Annotated in this window: 15 protein-coding genes, 1 rRNA gene, 1 pseudogene and 1 riboswitch; of the genes and pseudogenes, 12 read left to right on the top strand and 5 right to left on the bottom strand. The window is 70.5% G+C overall.

The window, feature by feature from the left end; all coding sequences use genetic code 11:
* The 11 genes and pseudogenes from rrf to ACFY2L_RS22770 form a co-directional block, all read left to right on the top strand.
* Positions 1 to 95: ribosomal RNA gene (gene rrf / locus ACFY2L_RS22720) — 5S ribosomal RNA — on the top strand; the annotation flags it as partial.
* 109 nt (positions 96 to 204) lie between these two features.
* The gene (locus tag ACFY2L_RS22725; protein ID WP_390657149.1) at positions 205 to 813 is read left to right on the top strand and encodes a CDP-alcohol phosphatidyltransferase family protein; all 609 of its coding nucleotides are present in this window, start codon (positions 205 to 207) and stop codon (positions 811 to 813) included.
* A gap of 116 nt (positions 814 to 929) precedes the next feature.
* Positions 930 to 3,425, top strand: coding sequence for a sugar phosphate nucleotidyltransferase (locus ACFY2L_RS22730; protein ID WP_390657150.1), 2,496 nt, complete (start codon positions 930 to 932; stop codon positions 3,423 to 3,425).
* 107 nt (positions 3,426 to 3,532) lie between these two features.
* Positions 3,533 to 4,429, top strand: a complete 897-nt coding sequence (locus ACFY2L_RS22735; RefSeq protein WP_390657151.1) for a DUF881 domain-containing protein — start codon at positions 3,533 to 3,535, stop codon at positions 4,427 to 4,429.
* Complete coding sequence (locus ACFY2L_RS22740) at positions 4,426 to 4,758, top strand: small basic family protein (protein WP_003988855.1); 333 nt, start codon at positions 4,426 to 4,428, stop codon at positions 4,756 to 4,758. Before ACFY2L_RS22735 ends, ACFY2L_RS22740 begins: the two co-directional genes overlap by 4 nt.
* Positions 4,759 to 4,763: 5 nt before the next feature.
* The gene (locus tag ACFY2L_RS22745; protein WP_390657152.1) at positions 4,764 to 5,597 is read left to right on the top strand and encodes a DUF881 domain-containing protein; all 834 of its coding nucleotides are present in this window, start codon (positions 4,764 to 4,766) and stop codon (positions 5,595 to 5,597) included.
* 82 nt (positions 5,598 to 5,679) lie between these two features.
* Complete coding sequence (locus tag ACFY2L_RS22750) at positions 5,680 to 6,564, top strand: FHA domain-containing protein (protein WP_390657874.1); 885 nt, start codon at positions 5,680 to 5,682, stop codon at positions 6,562 to 6,564.
* A gap of 42 nt (positions 6,565 to 6,606) precedes the next feature.
* A complete protein-coding gene (locus tag ACFY2L_RS22755) occupies positions 6,607 to 7,344 on the top strand; it encodes a MerR family transcriptional regulator (protein ID WP_390823211.1) in 738 nt (245 codons plus the stop codon).
* Between the two features lie 83 nt (positions 7,345 to 7,427).
* Positions 7,428 to 7,901, top strand: coding sequence for a bifunctional nuclease family protein (locus ACFY2L_RS22760; RefSeq protein WP_055634823.1), 474 nt, complete (start codon positions 7,428 to 7,430; stop codon positions 7,899 to 7,901).
* A 242-nt stretch (positions 7,902 to 8,143) separates the two neighbouring features.
* A complete protein-coding gene (locus ACFY2L_RS22765) occupies positions 8,144 to 8,827 on the top strand; it encodes a MerR family transcriptional regulator (protein ID WP_390657154.1) in 684 nt (227 codons plus the stop codon).
* A gap of 65 nt (positions 8,828 to 8,892) precedes the next feature.
* Positions 8,893 to 10,382 (top strand): annotated as a pseudogene (locus ACFY2L_RS22770) (DNA polymerase IV).
* Here the strand turns inward: ACFY2L_RS22770 and ACFY2L_RS22775 are convergent.
* Positions 10,304 to 10,675, bottom strand: a complete 372-nt coding sequence (locus ACFY2L_RS22775) for a PRC-barrel domain-containing protein (RefSeq protein WP_390657156.1) — start codon at positions 10,673 to 10,675, stop codon at positions 10,304 to 10,306. The pseudogene ACFY2L_RS22770 and the gene ACFY2L_RS22775 sit on opposite strands and share 79 nt — an antisense overlap.
* A gap of 112 nt (positions 10,676 to 10,787) precedes the next feature.
* A riboswitch (glycine riboswitch) is annotated at positions 10,788 to 10,883 on the top strand.
* A gap of 185 nt (positions 10,884 to 11,068) precedes the next feature.
* Here ACFY2L_RS22775 and gcvP point away from each other — a divergent pair.
* Positions 11,069 to 13,954, top strand: coding sequence for an aminomethyl-transferring glycine dehydrogenase (gcvP, locus tag ACFY2L_RS22780; RefSeq protein ID WP_390657157.1), 2,886 nt, complete (start codon positions 11,069 to 11,071; stop codon positions 13,952 to 13,954).
* Positions 13,955 to 14,016: 62 nt separating this feature from the next.
* Here gcvP and ACFY2L_RS22785 read toward each other — a convergent pair whose 3' ends face one another.
* The 4 genes from ACFY2L_RS22785 to modA are packed head-to-tail and all read right to left on the bottom strand — an operon-like array spanning position 14,017 to position 17,249.
* Positions 14,017 to 14,436 (bottom strand): molybdopterin-binding protein, encoded by a 420-nt coding sequence (locus ACFY2L_RS22785; protein ID WP_390657158.1) that lies wholly within the window; start codon positions 14,434 to 14,436, stop codon positions 14,017 to 14,019.
* 28 nt (positions 14,437 to 14,464) lie between these two features.
* The gene (locus ACFY2L_RS22790) at positions 14,465 to 15,550 is read right to left on the bottom strand and encodes an ABC transporter ATP-binding protein (RefSeq protein WP_390823212.1); all 1,086 of its coding nucleotides are present in this window, start codon (positions 15,548 to 15,550) and stop codon (positions 14,465 to 14,467) included.
* Positions 15,547 to 16,431 carry an ABC transporter permease gene (locus tag ACFY2L_RS22795; RefSeq protein ID WP_390823213.1) on the bottom strand — a complete coding sequence of 295 codons (885 nt, stop codon included), beginning with the start codon at positions 16,429 to 16,431 and terminating at the stop codon, positions 15,547 to 15,549. The genes ACFY2L_RS22790 and ACFY2L_RS22795 overlap by 4 nt, the downstream gene beginning before the upstream one ends.
* On the bottom strand, positions 16,428 to 17,249 hold the full coding sequence (gene modA, locus ACFY2L_RS22800; protein WP_390657161.1) for a molybdate ABC transporter substrate-binding protein: 822 nt from the start codon (positions 17,247 to 17,249) through the stop codon (positions 16,428 to 16,430). Before modA ends, ACFY2L_RS22795 begins: the two co-directional genes overlap by 4 nt.
* Positions 17,250 to 17,353 lie beyond the last annotated feature (104 nt).

Raw genomic sequence — 17,353 nt, forward strand, 5'->3', positions numbered from 1 at the left:
AAACGCCCGGTTACATTCCGAACCCGGAAGCTAAGCCTTACAGCGCCGATGGTACTGCAGGGGGGACCCTGTGGGAGAGTAGGACACCGCCGAACTCCTTTTAGAGCTCTGGCTCTTGGGCATGCAGCCCAGGAGCCAGAGCTTTTTTGCGTTGAGGTAGGGTCAGGGAGCATCGTTGGCTCGTTTTCTACTGGAGGCCCCCGGGTGGCAGTCCAGGAGACCCGTGTTCAGACGGACCGGGTCCTCACCATCCCGAACATCCTCAGCATGGCGCGTCTCCTCGGCGTGCCCCTGTTCCTGTGGCTGATCCTCAGGCCCGAGTTCGGGGGCCCGCAGAGCGACGGCTGGGCGCTTCTGGTGCTGGCTCTGAGCGGCGTCAGCGACTACCTCGACGGCAAGCTCGCGCGGCGCTGGAACCAGATCAGCAGCCTCGGCCGGCTCCTGGACCCCGCTGCGGACCGCCTCTACATCCTCTCGACCCTGGTCGGCCTCACCTGGCGGGAGATTCTGCCCCTCTGGTTGACGGCCGTACTTCTTGCGCGGGAACTGCTGCTGCTGGTCATGGTGGGCATCCTCAGACGGCACGGCTATCCGCCGCCGCAGGTGAACTACCTGGGCAAGGCCGCCACCTTCAACCTGATGTACGCGTTCCCGCTGCTCCTGCTCAGTGACGGAAGTGGATGGCTCGCGTCACTCGCTGCTATTTTCGGATGGGCGTTCGCAGGATGGGGTACAACCCTGTACTGGTGGGCAGGAGTCCTCTACGTGGTGCAGGTCCGCCGCCTGGTTCGTGCGGACGCCATGGCCGACTGACCTCGCCGATTGGTGACAGCAGTGGTGGCTCGATGGCCCGTTGCGAAAAAGTGCGGGACAATCTGGATGGGGAAAGTCGGCTAGACCGTCGTCTCTTTTAGGAGGACGCTTCCGACATGAAGGCCGTTGTGATGGCCGGAGGCGAAGGCACGCGCCTTCGCCCCATGACCTCGAGCATGCCCAAGCCGCTCCTGCCGGTGGTCAACCGGCCGATCATGGAGCACGTACTGAGGCTGCTCAAAAGGCATGGGCTCAATGAGACCGTCGTGACCGTGCAGTTCCTGGCCTCATTGGTCAAGAACTACTTCGGTGACGGTGAAGAGCTCGGTATGGAGCTCAGCTATGCCAATGAGGAGAAGCCACTCGGCACCGCGGGAAGCGTCAAGAACGCAGAGGAAGCGCTGAAGGACGACGCCTTCCTCGTCATCTCCGGCGATGCCCTGACGGACTTCGACCTCACCGAGCTGATCAACTTCCACAAGGAGAAGGGTGCGCTCGTCACCGTCTGTCTGACGCGTGTGCCCAATCCGCTGGAGTTCGGCATCACGATCGTCGACGAAGAGGGCAAGGTCGAGCGGTTCCTGGAGAAGCCGACCTGGGGCCAGGTCTTCTCGGACACCGTGAACACGGGCATCTACGTCATGGAGCCGGAGGTCTTCGACTATGTCGAGGCCGATGTGCCCGTCGACTGGTCCGGCGACGTCTTCCCGCAGCTGATGAAGGAGGGGAAGCCGATCTACGGCTTCATCGCCGAGGGCTACTGGGAGGACGTCGGCACGCACGAGAGCTATGTGAAGGCCCAGGCCGACGTGCTCGAGGGCAAGGTCGACGTGGAGATCGACGGCTTCGAGATCTCCCCGGGCGTATGGGTGGCGGAAGGTGCCGAAGTGCATCCCGACGCCGTCCTGCGCGGGCCGCTGTTCATCGGTGACTACGCGAAGGTCGAGGCCGGCGCGGAAATCCGTGAGCACACCGTCGTCGGTTCCAATGTCGTCGTGAAGAGCGGGGCCTTCCTGCACAAGGCCGTCGTGCACGACAACGTGTACGTCGGGCAGCACAGCAACCTGCGGGGCTGTGTCGTGGGGAAGAACACCGACATCATGCGCGCCGCCCGGATCGAGGACGGCGCCGTCATCGGCGACGAATGCCTGATCGGTGAAGAATCGATCGTGCAGGGCAATGTGCGGGTCTACCCGTTCAAGACCATCGAAGCCGGCGCGTTCGTCAACACCTCGGTGATCTGGGAGTCCCGCGGGCAGGCGCATCTCTTCGGCGCCCGCGGAGTGTCCGGCATCCTGAACGTCGAGATCACGCCGGAGCTGGCGGTGCGTCTCGCCGGCGCCTACGCGACGACGCTCAAGAAGGGCTCCACGGTCACCACGGCCCGCGACCACTCCCGTGGCGCCCGGGCGCTGAAGCGGGCGGTCATCTCCGCACTGCAGGCCAGCGCCATCGACGTACGGGACCTGGAGAACGTACCGCTGCCCGTGGCGCGGCAGCAGACGGCGCGTGGGTCGGCCGGCGGGATCATGATCCGGACCTCGCCCGGGGTCCCGGACTCGGTGGACATCATGTTCTTCGACAGCCAGGGCGCCGATCTGTCGCAGGGCAGCCAGCGGAAGCTGGACCGGGTGTTCGCGCGGCAGGAGTACCGGCGGGCCTTCCCGGGAGAGATCGGGGACCTGCACTTCCCGGCCAGCGTGTTCGACTCGTACACGGGGTCGCTGCTGCGGAACGTGGACACGACCGGGATCGCCGAGTCCGGGCTGAAGGTCGTCGTCGACGCCTCGAACGGCAGCGCGGGACTGGTGCTGCCGAGTCTCCTCGGGAAACTGGGCGTGGACTCGCTGACCATCAATCCCGGTCTGAACGAGTCCAGGCCCACGGAGACCGGTGATCAGCGGCGCTCGGGGCTCGTGCGGCTCGGTGAGATCGTGGCCTCGTCGCGGGCGGCGTTCGGAGTGCGGTTCGATCCCGTGGGCGAGCGGCTCTCCCTCGTCGACGAGAAGGGCCGCATCATCGAGGACGACCGGGCACTGCTGGTGCTGCTCGACCTGGTGGCCGCGGAGCGGCGCAGCGGGCGGGTGGCGCTGCCGGTGACCACGACGAGGATCGCCGAGCAGGTGGCCGCCTATCACGGGACGCAGGTCGAGTGGACGACGACCTCGCCCGACGACCTGACCCGGGTCGGGCGGGACGAGTCGACCATCTTCGGCGGGGACGGCAAGGGCGGGTTCATCGTCCCGGAGTTCAGCAGCGTCTTCGACGGTACGGCCGCCTTCGTGCGGCTGATCGGGCTGGTGGCGCGGACGCAGCTCACCCTGAGCCAGATCGACGCGCGGATCCCGCGGGCGCACGTCCTGAAGCGGGATCTGGCGACTCCGTGGGCCGTCAAGGGGCTGGTGATGCGGCGGGTCGTCGAGGCGGCCGGAGACCGCTTCGTGGACACCACCGACGGGGTGCGGGTGGTCGAGACGGACGGGCGTTGGGTGATGGTGCTGCCCGACCCGGCCGAGGCCGTCACCCATCTGTGGGCGGAGGGGCCCGACGACGCCTCCGCGCAGGCACTGCTGGACGAGTGGTCGTCGGTCGTGGACAGCGCGGGGCGCTGATCCGCGCACCACACGCGCGTGCCGGACAAGTGTCCCCAAGGGGGCCTGTCCGGCACGCCGGTGGGGCCATTCGGAGGTAGTGGCCGCGACATGCGACGATGTGCGGCATGCCGCAGCAGCCCCCCGTTCGGAGCACACCCGCGCGCGCGACGCGCCCGGACGCGTCCATGTCGCTGCTCACCAACGTCATGGACCACAGCCTCGACGACGGCTACGCCGAGGCCGCCGCCCGGAAGCAGTCCGAGGGCACGGGAGGCCTGCCCAAGACCCTGCGGGCGAAGCTGGGTCTCGCCGCCGGTCTGGTGCTCGCGGCCCTCGTGGTGACCGTCGGCGCGGCACAGGCGCGTATCGCGGCCCCGGTCGTGGCCAAGGAGCGCGAGGAGCTGATCGACCGCATCGACAGCGAGACGAAGGCGGCCGACGACCTGGAGAGCACGGTCGACAAGCTGCGCGACGACGTGAGCGCGCGGCAGCGGGAGGCGCTCGAGAAGAGCGGTGGCAGCGGGCAGGCGGACCTGGTGAGCGTTCTGTCGGGCGCCGTGGAGGTGCACGGCCCCGGGATCAAGCTCGTCGTGAACGACGCCAAGGAAGCCACCACGGGAGGCGACGGCGACCCGCGGGAGACCTCCGGGTTCTCGGACACCGGACGGGTCCGTGACCGTGACATGCAGAAGGTCGTCAACGGACTGTGGGCTTCGGGTGCCGAGGCCGTCTCGATCAACGGGCAGCGGCTGACGGCCCTGTCGGCGATCAGGGCCGCCGGTGACGCGATACTGGTCGACAACAAGCCGCTGGTGCCGCCGTACACGGTGCTCGCGGTGGGGGACGGGAAGAACCTCAGCAGCCGGTTCCAGAACAGCGCCGACGGCGTCTATCTGAACGTGCTGCAGGAGAACTACGGCATCCGGACGGCCATCTCCGTGGAGGACGACGTCCGGCTGCCCGCCGCACCGAGTGTGATCGTACGTACTGCACAGCCGAGAACGGAGAAGGGCACATCGTGATCGCCGTACTGGGCCTCGTCGTGGGAGTCGTGGCCGGCCTGTTGGTCCGGCCTGAGGTTCCGGCGGTCGTCGAGCCTTATCTGCCGATCGCCGTCGTGGCGGCGCTGGACGCCGTGTTCGGCGGTCTGCGGGCCATGCTCGACGGCATCTTCGACGACAAGGTCTTCGTCGTGTCGTTCCTGTCGAACGTGGTCGTGGCCGCGCTGATCGTGTTCCTGGGCGACAAGCTGGGCGTGGGTGCCCAGTTGTCCACCGGTGTCGTGGTCGTCCTCGGCATCCGGATCTTCTCCAACGCCGCGGCGATCCGTCGGCACGTCTTCCGGGCGTGAGGCCGATGAGCAGCCCGGACGAGGCGGCCGAGAACAGGCTGCGCAAGGAACTGCCCGAGGAGGTCCCGGCGCCCCCCTCCGCGGAGGAGCAGGCCGAGGACGCCGCCGAGCCGGCGCTGACCGGCCGGCAGCGCCTGGTGAAGGGGCTGTGGCCGCCGCGCGTCACCCGGGCCCAACTCATCGTCGCCCTGCTGCTGTTCGGTCTCGGCTTCGGTCTGGCCGTCCAGGTCGCCTCCAACAGCGACAGCGGAAACGCGCTGCGGGGGGCGCGCCAGGAGGATCTTGTCCGCATCCTCGATGAACTCGACGACCGAAGTCAGCGTCTTGAGGACGAGAAGCAGGGCCTCGAGAAGCAGCGGGAGGAACTGGAGAACAGCTCCGACCAGGCGGAGGAGGCCCGCAAGCAGACGGTCGAGAAGGAGAAGCAACTCGGCATTCTGGCGGGCACGGTGGCCGCGCAGGGGCCGGGCATCACGATGACGATCGAGGACACGAAGGGGACGGTCGAGGCGGACATGCTGCTCGACGCGATCCAGGAACTGCGCGCCGCCGGCGCCGAGGCGATCCAGGTCAACGACGTGCGGGTCGTGGCCGGCACCTACCTGACGGATTCGGACAACAGCGTGAGCGTCGACGGGAACAAGATCAACGCGCCGTTTCGTTTCAAGGTCATCGGCAACCCGCAGGACCTCGAACCGGCGCTGAACATCCCTGGAGGCGTGGTGCAGACTCTCGAGAAGGAGCAGGCCACCGTGACCGTGGAGCGGTCGGACAAGATCGTTGTGGACGCCTTGCGAGCAGCGAAGCAGCCTGACTACGCTCGGTCGTCCTCCCGGTGAACCGGGGGTGCATGGGGCACAACCGCCAGGGGCATGAGGTTGCGGGGGGTCGGCGCACCGATCGGGTGGTGCGTGGTGGAAACTGTCTGGTGGATACGGACGTTGTGAAGGTGTCCGGGTCGGCCGGTGTATTCAGTCAGGGTTCGTCCTGCCCCACGGGCGGGTCTGTTTCGGTCAAGGGGAATCGCCCGTGAAGTTGTTTGCGAAGTTGTTCGGCAAGAGCGCGCGAGAGGGCGGCGACAACGCGACCGCCCGCCATCGCGCACAGCCCGACGCAGAGGGCCAGCGGCCGCTGTTCCGGGACCAGGTCGGTGGTCCGGGCGGTGACATTTCCGGAGGTCAGGGCGCGGCGTCTGTTGACCCCGCCCAGTCCGGCGGCATAGGTTTCGGCCAACCGTCAACCTCAAGTACGGGTGGAGGGTTTTCTCCCATGTCGGCCCTGGTGTGTACGAGGTGCGGTAACCGCAACGCGGAGAACAGCCGCTTCTGCTCCAACTGCGGCGCCCCGCTGCGCCCCGGTCTGACGCCCGAGCGCGCGTCGGAGACGACCTCCACCATCTCCATCTCCGGTCTCGAGGCCTACGACTCCGAGGCCACCGGCCAGACCCAGCTGCCGGCGCTCTCCCCGGAGGCGCAGGCCGCGGTCGACGCGCTGCCGTTGGGCTCGGCGCTTCTGGTCGTGCGCCGCGGTCCGAACTCGGGCAGCCGCTTCCTGCTGGACGGCGACCTGACCACGGCCGGGCGTCACCCGCAGAGCGACATCTTCCTGGACGACGTGACGGTGTCGCGTCGCCACGTGGAGTTCCGTCGCAACCCGGACGGCACGTTCAAGGTCGCGGACGTCGGCAGTCTGAACGGCACCTACGTCAACCGTGAGCGGATCGACGAGGTCGCTCTGTCGAACGGTGACGAGGTGCAGATCGGCAAGTACCGGCTGGTCTTCTACGCGAGCCAGCGGGGCTACTGACCCTCCCCCGGAGTCCGTCCGGGGGGAACAGAGGGAAGGTCCATGCTTCAAACACCGAGGGGCGGTGCCGGGAACGGCACCGCCGCCGCGGACGGTGGTCTGATGAGCATCGGCACCGTGCTGACCGCGCTGCGCGACGAGTTCCCCGAGGTCACCGTCTCCAAGATCCGTTTCCTGGAGGCGGAGGGCCTGATCGAGCCGCAGCGGACCCCCTCGGGGTACCGCAAGTTCAGCGCGCAGGACGTCGAGCGCCTCGGCCACGTCCTGAGGATGCAGCGGGACCACTATCTGCCGCTCAAGGTGATCAGGGAGCACCTGGACGCCATGGAGCGGGGCGAGGCCGTGCCGTTGCCGAGCGTGGGCAGGCAGCGCGACGGGGAGGCCGTCCCGGAGCCCGCGGAGGGGCCCACGGCGGCCCGGATCGGGCGGGCCGAGCTGCTGGCGGCCGCCGGGATCGACGAGTCCGAGCTGGCGGAGTGGGAGTCCTACGGGCTCCTCGTCCCGCTGGAGAACGGCGTCTACGACGCGGAGGCCGCCACGGTGGCCTCGGTCGTCGCCGAGCTGGGGCGGTTCGGGATCGAGCCCCGGCATCTGCGGGTGATGAAGGCCGCGGCCGACCGTGAGGCCGGGCTGGTGGACCAGGTGGTGGCCCCGCTCAGGCGTCACCGCAACCCGCAGACCAGGGCCCACGCGGAGGCCCGTACGAAGGAGCTGGCGGGGCTCACGGTCCGGCTCCACGCGGCGCTGGTGCAGACCGCGCTCGGGGTCCGGCTGCCCTGAGACGCCCGTTTCGCCCTGGCGGATCGGTCACCCGTTCCCGGCCCGACTACCCAAACGTCCCGGGCACGGCCTAGGGTTGCTGTGTGAACGAGCTCGATGTCGTAGGTGTCCGGGTCGAAATGCCCTCCAACCAACCGATCGTGCTGCTGCGTGAAGTGGGAGGCGACCGTTACCTCCCCATCTGGATCGGACCGGGGGAGGCGACGGCGATCGCCTTCGCCCAGCAGGGCATGGCCCCCGCGCGACCGCTGACCCATGACCTGTTCAAGGACGTGCTGGAAGCCGTCGGCCAGGAGCTCACCGAAGTGCGCATCACGGATCTCCGGGAGGGTGTCTTCTACGCGGAGCTGGTCTTCGCCAGCGGTGTCGAGGTGAGCGCACGCCCGTCCGACGCCATAGCGCTGGCGCTGCGCACCGGGACGCCGATCTTCGGCAGCGACACGGTCCTCGACGACGCGGGCATCGCGATCCCGGACGAGCAGGAGGACGAGGTGGAGAAGTTCCGCGAGTTCCTCGACCAGATCTCGCCCGAGGACTTCGGCACCAGCAACCAGTAGCCGCGGCTGCGGCGGCGGGGCCCGCGGCACGAGGACGGCCGCTCTGTTTCCGGCACGTGCCGGCGGCGAGTGAGAGCGTCCTACGCCCTGTTCTCAGCGCATTCGGCTAGCCTTTCCCCGCGGTGGGGTGCGGGAAACCACTCTTAGGGTGATTATCACCCGGCGTGGCGAGTGTGGCGATCGTTGACGCACCCCTGGTGACTGCCTACCGTCGAGAGGGCAGGTCAAGGACGGAGGTCGGCGTGAGAAGCAGCGGCGACGGTACGGCTGGGGGTGCCCCCGGACTCGGTGTCGGGGGGAGCGGTCCGTACCCTCCCCCAAGCTCTCGGCTGCGCCCGAGCAGGGGATACCCCCATCAGGGCAGTGCGGCCGATCACGCTCCGCAGCGACCCGCGGCCGTGCCGAGCAGCGGAGGGGCGACGTCCATGGCGTCCGAGCAGATCGGCTACCGCGGACCGACGGCCTGCGCGGCCGCCGGCATCACCTACCGGCAACTCGACTACTGGGCCCGTACGGGTCTCGTCGAGCCCAGCGTGCGGCCCGCGTACGGGTCGGGCACGCAGCGGCTGTACAGCTTCCGGGACGTCGTCGTCCTGAAGATCGTCAAGCGGTTCCTCGACACCGGGGTCTCCCTGCAGAACATCCGCACCGCCGTGCAGCACCTGCGGGAGCGCGGCTTCCGTGACCTGGAGCGCATGACGCTGATGAGCGACGGCGCGACGGTCTACGAGTGCACCTCGCCGGACGAGGTCCACGCGCTGCTCCAGGGCGGCCAGGGCGTCTTCGGGATCGCCGTGGGCGTGGTCTGGCGCGACGTGGAGAGCGCGCTGTCGCAGCTGCACGGTGAACGGGTCGACACCGGTGAGACGCTCGTCGGGCCGAACCCGGCGGACGAGCTGGCCCGCAGGCGCAACCGGGCGGTCTGAGGCACCTCACGGCGGTGGGCGGCTGCGCGGCGCCATTGTCAGTGGCGTGGTGCAGCATCGGAGATGTGAGAAACGCGCCCACCATCCTGCATCTCGACATGGATGCCTTCTACGCCCAGGCGGAGCAGGCGTCCAAGCCGAGCTTGCGGGGGAAGGCCGTGGTCGTGGGCGGTCTGGGGCCGCGCGGGGTGGTGGCCACCGCCTCGTACGAGGCGCGGGCCTTCGGGGTGCACTCGGCGATGCCGATGCCCCAGGCGCGCAGGCTGGCCCCGAACGCGGCCTATCTGGTGCCGCGCTTCACGTTCTACCGGTCGATCAGCGACCAGGTGATGGCCTTGCTGCGGGCGTTGTCGCCGCTGGTGGAGCCGCTGAGCCTCGATGAGGCGTTCGTGGACCTGGAGGCCGGGGGAGCGGCCTGGGACAGCGAGTCGGCGCGGCTGGCCGGGGTCCGGTTGCGGGCGGACATCCGGGCCGTCACCGGCCTCACGGGGTCGGTGGGACTGGCCGCCTCGAAGATGCTGGCGAAGATCGCCTCCGAGGAGGCCAAGCCCGACGGCCTGGTGCTCATCGAACCGGGGACCGAGCGGGCCCTGCTCGGGCCCATGTCGGTGCGGACGCTGCCCGGGGTCGGCCCGGCCACCGGAGACCATCTGCGGCGGGCCGGCATCACCACGGTCGACGAACTCGCCGAGGCCGGCGAGGACGAGCTGGTGCGCCTGGTGGGCAAGGCGCACGGGCACGGGCTGTACGCGATGGCGCTGGCGCGGGACGACCGGCCCGTGGTGGCGGAGCGGGAGGCCAAGTCGGTGTCGGTGGAGGACACGTACGACGTGGACATCCACGACCGCACGCGGGTGGAGCTGGAGGTGCGGCGGCTGGCGGAGCGGTGTGTGCGCAGGCTGCGGGGCTCGGGTCTGTCCGGGCGGACGATCGTGCTGAAGGTACGGCGCTACGACTTCTCCACGCTCACCCGGTCCGAGACCCTGCGTGGGCCCACGGACGATCCGGCGGTGGTGCGGGAGGCCGCCGCCCGGCTGCTGGACTCCGTCGACACCACGGGCGGGGTACGGCTGCTCGGGGTCGGCGTCAGCGGTCTGGCGGACTTCACGCAGGAGGACCTGTTCGCGCAGGCGGCGGGGGAGGAGCGGGGCGACGGGGCCGAGGAGGAGGTTCCCGAGGAGCCCGCCGGTGAGGAGCCGGTGCCCGTCGAGCACCGGTGGCGCCCCGGACATGACGTGGTCCACGCCGAGCTGGGGCACGGATGGGTGCAGGGCAGCGGCCTGGGCCGCGTCACCGTGCGGTTCGAGACCCCGGAGTCGGCGCCGGGGCGCGTTCGGACCTTCCGTGTGGACGACCCGCTGCTGGCGCCGGCGGAACCACTGCCGCTGGTGCGGCGAAGACCTGAGGAGGAAGGGGCTCCGCGCTCGCCCCTCCCGGACCGGACGGTGGGATCCGGGACGACCGGGTGAGCGCGGCTCAGCTCTCGTCGGTTCCCGCGAGCCTGCCGAAGTCGTGGTCCGGGAAGGCGGGAGGCGCGGCCACGTCGAGGCCGTAGTGGTGGTAGAGCTGGAGTTCCTGTTCCGGGGAGAGGTGCCGGCCCACGCCGAAGTCGGGGGCGTCCTTGATCAGGGCCCGGTCGAAGGGGACGCGCAGGGCGCCGTCGACCAGTTCGCTGGGCTCCAGGGGGACGAAGGCGTCCCGGGAGAACAGGCCGGTCCGTATGGCTGCCCACTCCGGGACACCGGTGGCGTCGTCGAGGTAGACCTCGTCGACGGTGCCGATCCGGGTCCCATTGCGGTCGAACGCCTTGCGGCCGATCAGGTTGCGCGGATCGATGTCGGTCTGCACGGGCCCTCCACTTGGTCGCAACTCATCCGTAAGCACTACAAAAGAACACATCGGGACGGGCGGCCACTCGAGGAGGTCCCGTTGACCTCGCTGGTAGTCTGGCAACGGCTGCTGACCCCGTGCGGGAGAGTCCTCCGGAGATCACCGGAGGCGCCGAAGGAGCAAATCCTCCCCGGAATCTCTCAGGCCCACGTACCGCGCGGACGAGGTCACTCTGGAAAGCAGGGCGGAAGTCGACGGCGTCGACGGCCTCCGTCCTCACCGACGGTGAAAACCGGCCGCCCCAGTGGCGGTCGGTGAAGCTCTCAGGTTGAGATGACAGAGGGGGAGGCCGTCCGGGTACCCGCGTCGTGGTGCCCCTCGAAGGTCGCGTCAGACCAGGAGGCCTCAGAAATGACCGCCGATCGCATTCCGCTCTCCGAGCTCGAACAGGGCATCCCCTTCGAGCAGCGCCACATAGGGCCCGACCAGGAGGCGCGGGCCAAGATGCTCGCGCAGGTCGGTTACGGCTCGCTCGACGAGCTCACCGCCGCCGCGGTCCCGGACGTGATCAAGAACGCCGACGCGCTGGACCTGCCGTCCGCGCGCACCGAGGCCGAGGTCCTGGCGGAGCTGCGCTCGCTGGCCGACCGCAACCAGGTCCTCGACTCCATGATCGGACTCGGCTACTACGGCACGTTCACGCCGCCGGTCATCCTGCGCAACGTCATGGAGAACCCGGCCTGGTACACGGCCTACACCCCCTACCAGCCGGAGATCTCGCAGGGGCGCCTGGAAGCCCTGCTGAACTTCCAGACCATGGTCGCCGACCTCACCGGGCTGCCGACCTCCGGTGCCTCCCTGCTCGACGAGGGCACGGCCGCGGCCGAGGCGCTGGCGCTGTCCCGGCGGATGGGGAAGAACAAGAAGGGCATCTTCCTGGTCGACGCGGACGTGCTGCCGCAGACCATCGCCGTGATCGAGACCCGCGCCGAGCCGACGGGCGTGGAGGTCGTGGTCGCCGACCTCGCCGAGGGCATCCCGGCCGACCTCGCCGCGCGTGAGATCAACGGCGTGCTGCTGCAGTACCCGGGCGCCTCCGGCGCCGTACGCGACATCAAGGCCGTGATCGACCAGGCGCACGGGCTCGGGGCGCTGGTCACCGTCGCCGCCGACCTGCTCGCCCTGACGCTGCTGAAGTCGCCCGGTGAGCTGGGAGCGGACATCGCGGTCGGGACGACGCAGCGGTTCGGTGTGCCGATGGGCTTCGGCGGTCCCCACGCCGGCTACATGGCGGTGCACGAGAAGTTCGCGCGCAGCCTGCCCGGGCGGCTCGTGGGGGTGTCCGTGGACGCGGACGGCCACAAGGCCTACCGGCTCGCGCTGCAGACGCGGGAGCAGCACATCCGGCGTGAGAAGGCCACCAGCAACATCTGCACGGCGCAGGTGCTGCTCGCGGTGATGGCCGGCATGTACGCCGTCTACCACGGGCCCGACGGACTGCGGGCGATCGCGCGGCGGACGCACCGGTACGCCTCGATCCTGGCCGCCGGCCTCGCGGCCGGCGGGGTCGAGGTCGTGCACGGCTCCTACTTCGACACGCTGACCGTGCGGGTGCCCGGCAAGGCGGCGGAGGTCGTCGCCGCCGCACGGGACCACGGGGTCAACCTGCGCCTCGTCGACGCCGACCAGGTGTCGATCGCGTGCGACGAGACCACGGCACGGGGCCAGGTGGCCGCCGTGTGGGCCGCCTTCGGGGTCACCGGGGACATCGAGGCGCTCGACGCGGTCACCGAGGAGACGCTGCCGGCCGGGCTGCTGCGGTCCGACGCGATCCTGACGCACCCCGTGTTCCACCAGCACCGGTCCGAGACCGCGATGCTGCGCTACCTGCGCCGGCTCGCCGACCGGGACTACGCGCTGGACCGCGGCATGATCCCGCTGGGCTCCTGCACCATGAAGCTCAACGCGACCACCGAGATGGAGCCGGTCACCTGGCCCGAGTTCGGGCAGCTGCACCCCTTCGCGCCCGCCGGGCAGGCGGAGGGCTACCTCACGCTCATCCGTGAGCTGGAGGAGCGGCTCGCCGAGGTCACCGGGTACGACAAGGTGTCGTTGCAGCCCAACGCCGGTTCGCAGGGCGAGCTGGCCGGGCTGCTCGCCGTCCGCGGATACCACCGGGCCAACGGGGACGAGCAGCGGACCGTGTGTCTGATCCCGTCCTCCGCGCACGGGACGAACGCGGCGAGCGCCGTGATGGCCGGGATGAAGGTCGTCGTCGTGAAGACCGCCGAGGACGGCGAGATCGACGTCCAGGACCTGCGGACGAAGATCGAGCAGCACCGGGACGAGCTGGCGGTGCTGATGATCACGTACCCGTCGACGCACGGGGTGTTCGAGGAGCACGTCGCCGACATCTGCGCGCAGGTGCACGAGGCGGGCGGCCAGGTGTACGTGGACGGCGCCAACCTGAACGCGCTCGTCGGACTCGCCAAGCCGGGCCACTTCGGCGGTGACGTCTCCCATCTGAACCTGCACAAGACGTTCTGCATCCCGCACGGTGGCGGCGGCCCGGGCGTCGGGCCGGTGGCGGTGCGGTCGCACCTCGCGCCGTACCTGCCCAACCACCCGATGCAGCCCGCCGCCGGGCCCGAGACCGGCGTGGGGCCGATCTCGGCCGCACCGTGGGGTTCCGCGGGGATCCTGCCGATCTCCTGGGCCTATGTGCGGCTCATGGGCGGCGAGGGGCTCAAGCGGGCCACCCAGGTGGCCGTGCTCAGCGCCAACTACATCGCCAAGCGGCTCGAGCCGCACTACCCGGTGCTGTACACGGGCCCCGGCGGGCTGGTCGCGCACGAGTGCATCATCGACCTGCGGCCGCTGACCAAGGCGACCGGGGTGAGCGTCGACGACGTCGCGAAGCGTCTCATCGACTACGGCTTCCACGCGCCGACGATGTCGTTCCCGGTGGCCGGAACCCTGATGATCGAGCCGACCGAGTCCGAGGACCTCCTCGAGCTGGACCGGTTCTGCGAGGCCATGATCGCGATCCGCGCGGAGATCGAGAAGGTCGGCTCGGGCGAATGGCCGGCCGAGGACAACCCGCTGCGCAACGCCCCGCACACCGCCGCCGCGCTCGGCGCCGGGTGGGACCACGCGTACACGCGCGAGGAGGCGGTCTTCCCGGCCGGGGTGTCCGCCGCCGACAAGTACTGGCCGCCGGTGCGCCGGATCGACCAGGCCTTCGGCGACCGCAACCTGGTCTGCTCGTGCCCGCCGCTGGACGCGTACGAGGACTGAGCGAGAGCAGAGGGCCGCGTGCTCCCGCCCGAACCGGACGGGAGCACGCGGCCTTCGGCGTGTCAGGCCGTCATGAGGGCCACCTCGGTGGACTTGACCAGCGCGATGACGTCGGAGCCCACGAAGAGGCCGAGGTCGGTGGCCGCGTCCTTGGTGATCGCGGCGGTCAGTTCGCCCCCGTCCACGGTGATCTTCACGGAGGCCATGACCTCACCGAGCGTGAGTCCGGTGATCGTGCCGAAGAGCTGGTTGCGGATCGAGAGCCCGTCGACCCGGGCGGTGGCGACGGACACCTCCGTGGACTTCACCAGCGCGCGGACGGCGGTGCCGGCGGTGAGGGCCAACTCGTCCACGGCCTCCAGGGTGATGGCCGCGGTGAGGTCCTGGCCGCCGTCCAGGCGGATCTTGACGGTGGCCATGATCTCGCCGGGGCGGATGGCGGTGACGGTGCCGGGGAGCTGGTTGCGGATGCTCAGGGTCATGGGCACCAACGGTAGGACTCCGGGCCCGCTATGCCGGGTATGCGTGAGTCTGTGCCGCCTTGACCGTCGCCCAGACAGGGGCGCCCGGGTGCAGGTCGAGTTCGGCGGCGGCGACGGCGGTGAGGTCGGCGGCGAGGGGGAGCGCGCCGGTGAGGGCGGCGCGGATCTGGTCGCCGTGGGTCTCCAGGCCGGTGACCTCGCAGGGCCAGAGGTTGCGTGCGCTGGCGCCGACGGGACGGTCCCGGTGGAGGGTGACCGCGCTCGGCGGGAACGCGACGAAGACGGGTCCGGACAGGACGTCCGTGGTGGTGATCGTCGGGCCGCCGTCGAGGCGGACCGTGTGACCGTCGGCGAGGCCGCGGTAGAGGTTCAGGCCGACGAGCTGGGCGATGTAGTCCGTGCGCGGGTGACGGGCGATGTCGGACGGGGTGCCCTCCTGGACGACCCGGCCGTCCTCGACCACGACCAGACGGTCCGCCAGCACCATGGCGTCGAGCGGGTCGTGCGTGACGAGGACGGCGACCGCCTCGAAGCCCGCCAGATGGCGGCGCAGCTGAGCGCGCACCTCCAGGCGGGTGCGCGCGTCCAGGGCGGCGAGGGGTTCGTCGAGGAGCAGCAGCCGGGGTCGGGTGGCCAGGGCGCGGGCGAGGGCGACGCGCTGGGCCTGGCCGCCGGAGAGGCGGCGGGGCCTGGTGCCGGCGTGCTCGGCGAGGCCCATCCGCGCCAGCCACTCCGCGGCCCGGGCGCGGGCCTCCGCCTTGGTGGCGCCCTGGCAGCGGGGCCCGAAGGCCACGTTGTCCAGGGCACTGAGGTGGGGGAAGAGGAGGTAGTCCTGGAAGACGACGCCGACCGGGCGGGCTTCCGGCGGCGTACGTTCCAGGGCCGTACCGTCCAGGCGCAGGTGGCCGCCGTCGAGCGGGACGAGGCCGGCCAGGGCGCGCAGGGCGGTGGTCTTGCCGGCGCCGTTGGGGCCGAGGAGGGCCACGACGTCGCCGGGGGCGGCGGTCAGGGCGACATCGAGCCGGAAGGGGCCCCGGTCGACGACGAGGCGGGCTTCGAGACCCTGCTCGGGTCCGGCCTCGGGCAGGCGGGCATCCTCGCGCGGGGTGCTCATGACGCCGTCATCCAGCGGTCCCGCAGACCGGCGAGGACGGCGATCGAGACGGCCAGCAGGACCAGGCTGAGGGCGATGGCCGCCTCCGGGTCGCTCTGCAGGGCCAGGTACACGGCCAGCGGCATGGTCTGGGTACGGCCCGGGAAGTTCCCGGCGAAGGTGATGGTCGCGCCGAACTCGCCGAGCGCGCGGGCCCAGGCCAGCACGGCGCCGGCCGCGATGCCCGGCGCGATCAGGGGGAGGGTGACCCGGCGGAAGGCGGTGAACCGGGAGGCGCCGAGGGTGGCGGCGGCCTCCTCGTAGCGCGGGTCGGCCGCCCGGAGCGTGCCCTCGACGCTGATGACCAGGAACGGCATAGCCACGAACGTCTCCGCGACCACCACGCCGGCCGTGGTGAAGGGGAGGGTGACGCCGAACCAGAAGTCCAGCCACTGACCGACGACGCCGTTGCGGCCGAGGGCGAGCAGCAGCGCCACACCGCCGACGACCGGGGGCAGGACGAGGGGGAGGGTCACCAGGGCGCGGACCAGGCCGCGGCCGGGGAAGTCCGTGCGGGCCAGGAGCCAGGCCAGCGGCACCCCGATGACCAGGCTCACCGCGGTCGCCGCCGTGGCGCACACCAGCGACAGCCGCAGGGCCTGCCAGACCTCGGCGCTGGTCAGCTGCTCGGGCAGGGTGTGCCAGGGGGCCCGTACGAGGAGGGCGACGAGGGGGACGAGGAGGAAGGCGAGCCCGAGGAGGGCCGGGATCAGCAGGGGGAGCGGGACACCGCCCGCACGGAGGGTGCCGCCGCCCCTGCGGAAGCCGCCCCCGCGGACGCGGCGGCGCCTCGGGCCGCCCTCCAGGGTGTCCGCGGCGCGGGCCGTGGTGCGAGACGTCACGGCTTCAGGAACCCGGCCGCGGTCAGCACCCGCCGGCCTTCCGCGGACCGCACCAGGGCGATGAACGCCTTGGCGGCCCCGGCGTTCGGCGCGTCCTTGAGCAGGGCGATCGGGTAGTCGTTGACGGCGTCGGCGGACTCGGGGAACTCCACGCCCTCCACCTTGTCACCGGCCGCGCGCACATCCGTCCGGTACACGACCGCGGCGTCCGCCTCCTTCAGCTCGACCTTGGTCAGGGCGGCCTTGACGTCCTGCTCGTAGGAGACGGGCGTGAGCTCGAGACCGCTCGCCCGGAGCGCCTTCTGCGCGGCGGCCCCGCACGGCACCTCCTTGTCGCACAGCACGACCTTCAGGCCGGAGCGGGTGAGGTCCTTCAGGGAGGCGACCTTGCCGGGGTTGCCGGGCAGGGTGGCGATCTCCAGCCGGTTGCGGACGAAGGTGACCGGTTCGGTGGCGTTGTCCTTCGCGTCCGTCACGATCGCCATGGTCTTGGGGCTGGCGGAGGCGAACACGTCGGCCGGGGCGCCGCCGGTGATGCTCGCCGCGAGAGTGTCGCTGCCGCCGAAGTTGAAGGTGACCTCCGTGCCGGGGTGGGCCTTCTCGAACTCCTCGCCCAGTGCCGTGAAGCTCTCCTTGAGCGAGGCCGCCGCGAAGACCGTGACCGTGCCGGAGAGCCGGGTGGAGGCCGGGGAGGAGCCGGACGCGGCCTTCGTGCCGCCGGAGCCGTCCAGGGAGCAGGCGCTCAGGGCCAGCAGCGCGGCGGTTCCCGCGCCGGTCATCTGGAAGGCCCGGCGGCTGCGGCCCTTGATACGGGTCATCACGGTGTGCTCCTCGGTCTCAGCGGTCCCACGAACGGCCCAGTGTGATGATGATGCCGCATCTGCGAGACAGAAGTCTCCTGTGGCTTCGCATAATCCGGGGA

The organism is Streptomyces sp. NPDC001381, from assembly GCF_042895685.1.
Lineage (GTDB): Bacteria > Actinomycetota > Actinomycetes > Streptomycetales > Streptomycetaceae > Streptomyces.

Bases quoted from the DNA above. Each gene is read 5' to 3' on its own strand.
- ACFY2L_RS22790 (WP_390823212.1), bottom strand. From the start codon at position 15,550: ATGAGCACCCCGCGCGAGGATGCCCGCCTGCCCGAGGCCGGACCCGAG.
- ACFY2L_RS22745 (WP_390657152.1), top strand. From the start codon at position 4,764: ATGAGCAGCCCGGACGAGGCGGCCGAGAACAGGCTGCGCAAGGAACTG.
- gcvP (WP_390657157.1), top strand. From the start codon at position 11,069: ATGACCGCCGATCGCATTCCGCTCTCCGAGCTCGAACAGGGCATCCCC.
- modA (WP_390657161.1), bottom strand. From the start codon at position 17,249: ATGACCCGTATCAAGGGCCGCAGCCGCCGGGCCTTCCAGATGACCGGC.
- ACFY2L_RS22785 (WP_390657158.1), bottom strand. From the start codon at position 14,436: ATGACCCTGAGCATCCGCAACCAGCTCCCCGGCACCGTCACCGCCATC.
- ACFY2L_RS22735 (WP_390657151.1), top strand. From the start codon at position 3,533: ATGCCGCAGCAGCCCCCCGTTCGGAGCACACCCGCGCGCGCGACGCGC.
- ACFY2L_RS22755 (WP_390823211.1), top strand. From the start codon at position 6,607: ATGCTTCAAACACCGAGGGGCGGTGCCGGGAACGGCACCGCCGCCGCG.
- ACFY2L_RS22730 (WP_390657150.1), top strand. From the start codon at position 930: ATGAAGGCCGTTGTGATGGCCGGAGGCGAAGGCACGCGCCTTCGCCCC.